1 protein-coding gene is annotated in these 1,338 nt (G+C 47.2%); it reads right to left on the bottom strand.

The annotated features are described in order from the left end of the window. Window positions 1-1,338 (bottom strand): choice-of-anchor J domain-containing protein (locus C8P70_RS13600; RefSeq protein WP_208293418.1); only part of this gene is annotated, 1,338 nt, incomplete at both ends.

Consider the following 1,338-nt stretch of genomic DNA (forward strand, 5'->3'; position numbering starts at 1 on the left):
CCCCTTGTTGACCACAAGGGGCTGTGCACCAAGACAATTGCCATTGGCACCTGCCAGCGTACCTATAGGCAAGGGACTAGACCAATTGCTAAAGCCGCCCTCCTCACAAACCGCGCGGACATAGACCGTGTAGGCCGTGCCTTCTGCCAATCCGGAAAGCGTTATTTTAGGGCTGCCCTTAACCTGATGCATAGCAACAGTCGTCTTATCTGGAGTACCTTCTCCATACGCCGCCACATATACCTCCCACTGCGTAACACCACCCGGCTGATTCCAGCTAACCTCCGCGCTATTTGAAGTTATTGCGGAGCTTGTAAGCAGGGTGGGATCAGGGCAGTCGCCCGCTTCTACTACAAAGACATTGTCTAAATAAACTATTGCACCTCCTTCTCCCACAATATGCCAGGCGAGGTGAACCTCAGCGGAAATACCGGAAATATAAACTTGTTGCTCAACATAGCTGTCATTAGTATATGTCTTTTTAGGCAGCAGGACCATGGTGAAATCAGCCGGATCGGTTCCCGAAGATGACAACAGCACTTCAAAGCTTGTATTATAGAATTGGTCCGTTTTGTAATGATATTTGAGTATATAGTTCCCCCCGGTGAGTTCGATCTTAGGGGAAATCAACCAGTCGTCATGAGTAAATTCATGTTCAAAATTAACAAAATGCATCGCCTGATCGCCTTCATACGCATTATACCCATACTCTCTCCAATCTGCTTGGTCCTTATTGTGATTGATAATTGTCCAACAGTCCAGACTTTTGGAGTCGTATTTCCAATAGCTGCTGTTAAATCCTTCCCAAAAAGGAACCTGATACACCGCATCGCAAGGGGTTTTAAACCGGTAAGGTCCCTCCCATAAGCCAAATGTGCCCCCGCTGCATTTAAACCTTACGTATACTTCATATTCTGTATTGCCCTGCAAGGCAGTACCGTCGTTTAAACTTTTGACTACAACCCGGGAAGCAGCAAGGCTTGTCCCCAGACCGGAAGGTTCTTTCCCCCAGGCAGGCTGTAGGTAGTACTCCCAGTCATCACCGGAAGAATCCCATTGTAGAGTGACCTCATCGCTTTTGATATCGCCGATCTCCAGATCTATCTCAGGGGCAACGCAATCCACTTCTTCTATACGCAGATTGTCGATAAGCAAAACCGTCTCTCCCTCCATCTTTACATGCCAGGCCAGATTTACATCACCGGTTAACCCTTCGAGATAAATAACCTCTTTGACATAGTCTTTTTCCAAATACACAGTCATGGGTTTTAATACCCGGGTAAAAGAAGATAAGTCAATCCCCGTGGTGGAGAGCAGTACCTCGTGCGTATTTTCCAT

Source organism: Myroides indicus (genome assembly GCF_004364575.1).
GTDB classification, from domain to species: Bacteria; Bacteroidota; Bacteroidia; order Flavobacteriales; family Flavobacteriaceae; genus Flavobacterium; species Flavobacterium indicum_A.